Genomic DNA, 9,555 nt, shown 5'->3' with positions numbered 1-9,555 from the left:
ATGGTGGTAGAAGCGGTCAGCCTTGCCTTGTTGGTACGCTATGGTATTTACTTTGCCGCTGATTAAGTCGTACTCGTAATCTACTTTCTTATACCTAAAGGCTTGCGCATCATCCGGATCCATTCCATTATTTACCAAATCATACCATAGTTTTTGGTTGTCTATCAATAAGCTTTTTACGTTCCCATGCAGGTCGTATGTGAAATGCAACGCATGTTGATATGTAGTATCATTGCCATCCAGCGTATCTTCGTATGTAACAGTTGCTACACGTTTTCGTAAATTTTCTTGTTTGAAAAAACCTGTATCTACCAGTTGTTGTGTATCGTAGTAGGTGTGTGTTACTTCCGTTCTACTACCGGTTCCATTGTACCATCCACTATACAAACTATCGCTAATGGTGTATTTATTAAAATACCCATTTACATAGGTTCCAAAAATATCTCTAAACAAGAAATCGGTTGGAGCATCTTCATTTTCACCTTTTTCGCCAACTTCAACTATTCTACCTAACGCGTCATAAACAGTGTAACTGTACTTCTTAAAGGGAGATATATTATACTGGCGAGTATTTTGCGATAGGATTAATCTACCCAGCCTATCGTACCAATGGTACACAGAATACATAAAGGATTCATCGTGAATCAATCGTGCATAGTTAGGAGTGGTGGTAGCCGTATTCCAACTGCCTCCCACAAAGCCATTATATCTTCTAGGAAAGAACACTGTTTTTATGTCTATTTCTGTGCTGTCATTTACCCCATATATATCGTTACTTGGTTGTGCTGCCCATACTGTACTATCCCCGGTAATTGTACTGTTGCTAAATATATCGCCTGTGCTTCTTAGCAATAGTCCTCCATCTCCAACGATGTACCCATTTTTGTCGTCATGAAAGAATACGTCATTCAAATTGGTTGTAGTTGCATGACTTGGCCATGTGGCTGTGCTTTGTATTGCATGAGTGCTTCCGTTTAAATAAAAGGCACTGCCGCTTTTCCCTACTGCGAGGGCATTCCCATTATCAAAAACAAACACGCCATTTAATCCTTTTCCAATATAAGAAGGAGTAACGGAGGTTGTCCAACTGCTACCTCCGTTGCTACTGTAAAAGTAGTGTGGTAAGCTACTACCTCCGGTTCCTTTGGTTCCCACAATATATCCTTCATTATTCTTTACATCAATATCGGTAAATACTACCGCTGTTGCCGTGGCACTATTCAATGCTTGTATAGAACTTACTGTATTGCTGCTTACAACCGCTACATAGCCTCGCTCTCCTGCAATGTTAGCGGTAGAATTTGTATAGGTAAATACAGCATACGGATCAATTAAATCGCCACTGCTAATGGTAGGTAAAATAAAATTCCAACTGCTACCGCCATTGGCTGTTTTACGAATGCTTCCTTTCAATCCTACAATGTATCCATTAGATGCGTCAGCAAAATGGATGTCATTTAGTTTTGGTAAAAACAGTTCTTTTAATTTAGCTCCGCTTGCGCCACCCATATTGTACATGGCAGCACCTGAGCCAACAGCTATAGCCATAGCATTGCTGCTGCTAAAGGCCAACCCGTTTACATGCTGTGCTGCGGTGTTTACGCTTACCGAAACAGGAGAAGGACTATTTACATCGGCAATGTAATTAATTGTTCCGTTTTGCGCTGTGATATAGGCTTTGATTCCACTGCTATTCTTTACGGCAATATCTGTTATATTGTTTGTTGTTCCCGAGTTTAAGCTTTCCAATTGGGCTGTTATACCACTAATTGATTTTATTCTAAGCAGTGCTCCACTATCGCCACCTACCAGTGTATCGTTTCCAGAGGTAAATGCAATGGCCTTAAATGGTGTGGCAGTGCCACTCTTCAAAGCTTGCCAGCTACTTCCATTGGTAGTGCGAACAAGTACTCCATCGTCTCCACAGGCTAAAAGTGTATTTGTACCTAATGCTATTAAATCGTGCAAGGCAGGAGGAACCGTATTAGGGCTTGTCTCCGTAAAACTACGTGGTGTTAAAAACCCTCCTGCTCTTCTCCATAACTCTCCGCTTTCGCCACCTGTTAGGTGCCTATATGTAAACGCAACTGTATTAGACACAAAACAAGTAAGGCTATTGCTTGGTGTAATTACTGCATTATCATACGTGGACACTGTAGTAGTTCCGGCAGCACTTAATGCTATTTTATGTAAATAGTAATTTCCTGCGTTTACACTTAGCGTGTAAATGGAATTGTTATTTATATTCTCACTTAAGTCGAGATAATTATGTGAGGCGGAGCCACTAAAATCAGAAATGGTTACATCAATACTTGTATCGGAAATACTTGTTTTAAATAATGCAGCCAGTTTTTGTGTGTCGTACAATGCTGTACCTGTAAGGGTATTGCCAATTACAGCCATCACAATTTTTTTGAAAGCAGGGCTGCTGCCTGTAACCGCGGTATTACTTACATTAAACCAAAACGGATTTGGCTTTTCCGCTTCATTGGTAAAATACACATCCTTACTATTTCCGGCTGCAATAGCAAAAATAGAGCTCCCCGAATAATTCTTTGCCCATGCCGTAGCAAAATTAATTCCCCCGGCACCAGATGGACTTATATTTATTGTTCCAAAACTACCTGCATAAAACACCACTCGTTTTACATTGCCTGCGTTTCCAGCAGCAATAAAATTCCCCACTGAATATTGATAAATACTGTTGTAATATTCTCCCGAACCACTTAGCAAACTCCACGTTGCTCCACCATTAGTAGTTGTATAGAGTTGACCATAACCGGTCGAGCTATCAATAACTGCAAGTCCATAGGAGTTGTCAATAAAGGCAATATCTCTTATGTTTTTTGTTAACCCTGTACTAACGGTATTCCAAATAGTACCCCCATCTGTACTCTTTAAAAGTAATCCCTCTTTTCCGCTGGCAAACACCGTATTGGTTCCGGCAGAACCAATAAAGTTGATATCTAAAATATCTGTTGTGCGTTGAGATGCCTGTAGGGTCCATGTAGAAGCAGTGGAACTTTTAAATACATACCCTAGATTATTTACATCTTTGGCTGTTGCGAAATAATTGGTACCATCATGAGTAACGGAGGTTATATCGTAGGCAGATGAAATTCCCGTTGCTGCCGAAAAGGTAACACATGCATTGGTCGTTGTAAATATTGCGCCCGCTTTTCCTGCTACTACTCCCTTTTTTCCGTTGATAAAATAGAGTGCTTGTAAGTCATTGGTTCCCGCATTTTCGTAGGTATTGAATAAATCCCACGTTCCACCACCATCCAATGTACGCATTACTGTACCTGCTGCTCCCACAGCATAGCCGGTGTCGTTTACTAATTGTATCTTGGCAAAATCTACTCCAATTTGATTGTTTACCCTGGCCCAATTTGCACCCCCATCATTTGTGGTATATACATATCCTCTGTCAATTCCGCCAATAGTAATATAGCCTGTTAAATATCCGCGGCTCTCGCTTACAAAATGCGAAGTAACTATTTTCAATCGGCTGTCCAATCCATTGGTAAGCGAATATTCCCAACTATTAATTTTATCGTGGTCGGGCAAACTTTCTTTTACCAACTGCCCCAAACTATTGTATTCGTAGGTAGTTGCAATGTGATGATCGGTGTAAACCAGATGCGTATTGTTTGCTCGATCTGCTGCTATTTCCTGTGACTTGGCATCGGCATAACTTGTTATGTCAAATGCATTGATACCCTCCGGAGGCACTGTTCTTACCAGGTTTCCTGCTTGGTCGTAATAATACAAAGTAAAGTGATACTCTTTGTCGTCATATTTTACAGTGTATAATTCGTTTGCTTTTACACAATGTGCATTGTACTTAGCAGCAAATGCGGTAGTTAGGCTATCGACATATTGCGCATAGCGTGTTTCGGCATTTTCAATGGCAATATTGAGCAATTGCTCTGCACACGGATTATCAAACTTGGTAAAAAACGGAGAAGGTTTATTGTCCGGTGGTGCCTGTGTGTTACATGTAAACCTAACTGCGGCACAATTGTAATTCAGGTTTTTATTTCTAATAATATCCAAGGAATCAGTAATTACTCCATCAATTACAGCACGCAAATACGATTGGTATTGGTCTAAACAATAACAATATCCATCTTGGGCAAATGATGCTTCGGATTGTACGAAAGAAATAGTATAGGTATATAATTCAAATTCGTTTGCCCAGGTATTAAAGGCTTCTACTGTAGTTAAGTATTCTTGGTACCGCAGTGCACATGAATCTACCGGAGGATCGAGCACAAATAGGCACGGTCCAAAATTATTTATGTCAACGGGTAATGGAAGTGTAGTATCCGCAGGACTTTCTACATAAGGAGCTAAATAATTGTAATAACTTCCGGCACATGCACACATTCCTGCTTCTTCAAAACTCTCGTACGTAGGATAAATTTCTTCATCTAGTGAATCGTTAAAATGTTGTGCATAATCTGAGTTGTTGTAACTTTCTAATCTAAGTAAAAACTCTTCATAGAAACCTTCACAGCCTTCGGATGGTGCAATAATAGAATCGAGATAAACCAGTTCTCCCAGATCCATAGCCAAGCTGTCCTGTAAATAAATTTCCGAAAGGCTAAATGACTTTGTGTAGGGTTCACACGGCACACAATTTTGTAACGGCAAACAAGTATATCCGGAGATTATATCCTTATAGTAAGTGGTTCCAATTTTATACACACCAATTGCAGTAAAACTATGCTGATTGTTATTAGCATCAGGAGCTCCGGTGGCACGCAAATTAATTAAGTCCACCAAATTGCTGTAATCCCTCGCAGGACTATTGTTATCCGAATGAACCACAAACATGGTGCAATTGGGAATAGAAAAAGTAAGTGTATCGCGATGGGTGCCGCTAATAACAGTTTGCGTGTAAGTGCTACTCGTAGATGTTACATCTGCGCCAAAGTTTGAACGCAACAACGAAGTGTAAGCAGGGCTCTGAACTAGATCGATACTTTCTTCAAAAGGTTTTTTACTTAATACCGCTTTCAATAAAGCTTCAAAATCCTTTCTTACCAATTGAGCAGGCGCATTGCAGTTCAACGGGTCGGCTTGTCCGCATACTCCCATACTTATCGGGAAAACACTGTCTGCAGCAAAGTAGTTGATTACACTTGCTTCAATTTGTACCAGTAGGGAGTCGTTTGCATCTCTACCATTAATTGTAAAATAATGTTGGTAGTTTCCTGCCACATCCGTAAACTTCTTAATGCTATTCAAATCGCCAACCAAAAATGAAATTGGGTTATAATTCAAAAACCTGAATTCCAACTTATGTGAGGGAGTGCTTACATGGTAAAGATGAAATACACTAGTGGAAGAAACGTAGTGCCAACGTAAATTACTGTCCGGAGCCTGCAATGTATTAATAAGTATAGGGGTCACAAAGCCTGAATAGGCAGCTTGTGTTAAATCTACCGCTGCACCGGTAAGCGAGTCGGTAAAGGCCAAGGCAGACATCAAATTAGATACATTTTGAGCAAACTCATTTGCCTCGCATTCAAAAGGGAACTTGCAATTATTAAGTTTAATACAAGAACGACCGCGTATAGTTTTTGCCACCATTCTGCTAAAGCCTGCAGAGTCAACTTGCACCATAGCCGATGCTGTAAAATTATAGTAGCCAAAGGTAAAATTGGTAAATCGAACATTTCTTATCTCCGCAATTTCATCCCAATTTGAAATTCCGGCTCCGGTTTTAATTAAACGCAAACTACACTGAGAAATACTATCCGCTGCATTAACTAAATCAACATTCAATGTATCGGCTGAACTTGCAACTTTTCTCCACTTGTACCGAATAAATGTTGAATCTGTAATTGAGGTATCAGTTATAGCATAGTATAAATCTTGTGTAAACTCTGCATGCTGTGTTAAATCAACCCACAGAGAAGTATCTAATAATTGCTTGCCTGCAAAGCCATTTAAAAAGCCTTGGAGCTGCTGTACCATTGGACACTGACCCGTTTGTAAAAATACTTGGTAGTCTGCCTGCTGCTCATCGATGGCAGGGAAATCAGTATAGTCCGGGAATCGTTTTTGTTTTCCAATATACTGTGTTAGGGTAGCTATACCACAAGGTTGCAGGAAATTAAAAAATGGAGCACTCGTAAATGGGGTTGAAATCATGCCCGTTGCAAACGGATTGTAAGAGCTGTTGCCAATGCAACCGTTGTATCCATAACAATATAATTGTCCGTATTCGTCTGCTCTTAGTTTTTGAATTTTATATTTTTCAGATAAGTACATCATTTTAAAAAGATGCCACTCCTTATCACGAATAGAATCATTTAAAGGATCTCCGGGTGAATAGTAATCTTTTCCAAAATTTTGGCAACTGCTATTGGGAACAACATTGTAAAGTGTCCCACAGCGAGTTATTATGGAAGCGGCTTCTATCATACTATAGGAGTTTCCGCCCACAGTTACATAGTTATTAAATTTATTGGCTAACGCTGTTGCAAAATTTAATGTAGGATAGCCGATTTGATAAAATGAACCGGAGGTTGCAAATGGGTCGTAAGGATGCAAAGAAGAGCTTGCAAAATAGTTTTGAATACGATTGTCGGGAATGGTAATACTTGCATAGTTACCTTTAATCAAACTATCGGATACGGCCTGCTGAAAAGTTTCTGCTTCCAGTAGCTTTTGGTCAAACTCATTACTGGTTAAATGCTCGCCCGGGTGCTTATCTGCATATTGCTTGCAATTTGTATAATAACAATACTCCGGATGAAACTGCACCAATGATCTAGCCCAACTCTCTTGCCATAGGCTAATAAAATCGGACACATTTGCTAAGAACTCCGGATAGGTGAAATAGGTGTTTGTCGATGGGTCGTATATTTCCTTACCGGCATCTACTGCAGGAGAAAACCCTCCGCTGATAGGTGCTAAGGCAACTGTTGTGCGCGTATTATCATCATTGAGGTAATAAGAGTAAGTATTTCCATTCACGGTTACTTTAGGTGTTTTCCAATTTCCCGCCCCGGCCACAAAATTTATGGGCAAAATATTTCCGGTGTTGAAAACGGACAAAGAGAATTGTCCCGGATTAATTGCACCTGCATTATCCCTATACTCAGCATATTGACCCGAAGGAGCAACATCCAATAATAACTGCTCATACACCAGTTCACACCAATTCATTTTCTTACAAGGCGCTTGGCATTCTTCCATTAAGGCATCGTATTCCAAATCGCTCATCGCACCGGAAGCTATTGTTGTGTCTCTATTTCCCAAGGAAGCTGCACAGAGTTCGCAGGTAATATTACATCCACTTGTATCTAATGCCGCTACAGCAGCTGCAATAAAATCACTCTTAGTTTTTGCACATGTATTTATGGAAGAGTCTAAATATTGTTGTAAATAATAAGTACGAGCAGCCGGATTAACTGTAAGTGTTTTTGATACTGTATAGTTTCCGGGAGTAAGTAGCTTGGTAAAAATTGTAGAATCACAAAATACGGAAGGAGAATGGCACTCAGTACTAAATACGGGTCTGTTAAGGGAGTCTAATTCAAAATGCCCAAGCAAGGTATCGCCACCTAAATTGGGGCCAACATTTATTCCGCATTCATCAATTACCTTAATGTCAAAATTATAAACACAACCTATACATACCGATGCAGAAAGGCATGCATCAAACAAGGTGTCTGATTGCAACACATACCTAAAATCGTGATTGCTTTCTTGCCCTACCAATAGTTGTGAACTAAAAACCAATGCATCGCCAGAAACAGCAACTGAGTTCAAATTACTTTTTCCATTGGCATCGTGAGCCAACAAATCAACTAAAAACTCTTTTTTAGCAGAATCTAGTAGAGGCAATTTTGCTACGTTGGCAGGAGGTTCGCCCGCTAAGGAGGTTGCAATGGTTCGCCCTTGTTGGTCTAAATAAGTAATGCTAATTTGTCCGTTTGGATCCACTACCATGTTCTTTTTATAATGCGTTGCATCGCCTACCTCGGAACCAAAAAGCCTGTCGAGCTGCAATTGATTGGGCTGTCCGTAAAAATATTTTGTTTCGTGCCCATTGTCTAGTTGAAATTCTTCTCCTACACCGCCCTGTCTGCGAATACGACCCGTATTGTCCGGGGTGTATTCTACTCTGCTAAATGGATATTTTTGCGCATCAGGAACAAAAGCTTGTTGCAAAAGATTATCGGGATTGGCGGGAGAATAGTAATTAGAAGCCCCATAGCCTGTATTCATTCCGGGTGTAAAAGAAACGCAGGTATTGGTGTCGGAATCTACATCAAAGTCATTTCGCAAATATGCAAAAGAAGAATCATCACGGTTAAACTTAGGATAAAAGTGGATGCTTGTTTCGTCTCCGTCATTACATAGTGCTGCAGTAGAAACAGGAGATGGAAGAACAGTAACAGCAGGTCGACCCTGGTAGTCATAGATTGTTTGACTGATCAACGTTGTTTTGTCGGAGTTATTCTTGGTTACCGTTTGCCTCCCTCTATGGCTTCCATCAAAATAACTTACTACCTCGCGCTTTTTTCCTTCTTCGGCAAAAGTACCTGTAAACACCCAGTTCTTGTCGTGTTCATGTGCTGTTACATTATGGTACTTATTGTTGGCAGGTTGTGCGCTTACAACACCTCTGTCAAGTAAATTCCAAGGCCCTGTAATTATTTTAGTTGGATGAGAGTGGTCTCGACCTATCCCTCGGACACGAAATAATACATATCCGTGCTCAAAAGCCAAGGTAATATTATAATAACTATTTGTTGTACTTACGCGTGTGCTGTTATTCTTTATCTCAAATTCCAACGAAGAAGCGGCAAGATATGTTCCAATAGTACTTCCATAATCGTTTACAAAAGTCCATTCCAATTGGTACTCTTCTGCCCATGCAGCAGTATTCCATGTTACGGCAACTTCATCGTATTTTGAATCACAATCCGTATCTACAGGTGCAACACTGGTCATAGTAATAGTAGTATCAGTTGCAAGTGAAAAATCATAATATCGTTGCCCTACAATATCTCCCTCCAAAAATAAATTGGATGGCATAGCCGTTACCGTAGAGGAATTAATATAAACAGAACTAACAGTGTAAGTAAATTTATACGCATCCGTAAAACGATAAATAGATTTATCTGTAAATACTTTAGCTCGATTAAACGGTTGGTAGGTTAATGAAAGGGTCGTAGTAAATGGAGTCCCTGCTGAATTACTTTGGTCGTATGGTTGAACTGCTAATACAACTTTTGCACTAAACGAATCGGTATATAAAATGGAGGCGTGGTCGTAACCAAATGTAATTAAATCTGCAACCTCATAGTCAGAAAAATTTCCTGTTTTAGGATTCAAATCAACCGTATCTTTTGTACCTGGGGAAACAGTATAGGTAGCCCCGGTTTGTAAACGACTCGTAATAGGAGGGAGGTTTCCTGCTATAAGGATTTCAGATACACTTAGCAACACCGTTGCTACAATCATCAATTTTGAAAAAAATCTATTCATCTTTTTATGGTATAAAATTCTATTTTCTCTCAGTTAACA

Annotated in this window: 1 protein-coding gene; it reads right to left on the bottom strand. The window is 39.9% G+C overall.

Annotated features, from left to right (window positions below):
* Positions 1-9,516 (bottom strand): hypothetical protein (locus tag J0M08_06930; GenBank protein ID MBN8702780.1); only part of this gene is annotated, 9,516 nt, incomplete at its 3' end.
* Between the last annotated feature and the right edge of the window lie 39 nt (positions 9,517-9,555).

Source organism: Bacteroidota bacterium (genome assembly GCA_017303975.1).
GTDB lineage: Bacteria > Bacteroidota > Bacteroidia > JAFLBG01 > JAFLBG01 > JAFLBG01.
This window is presented reverse-complemented; position numbering and strand designations above follow the sequence as displayed.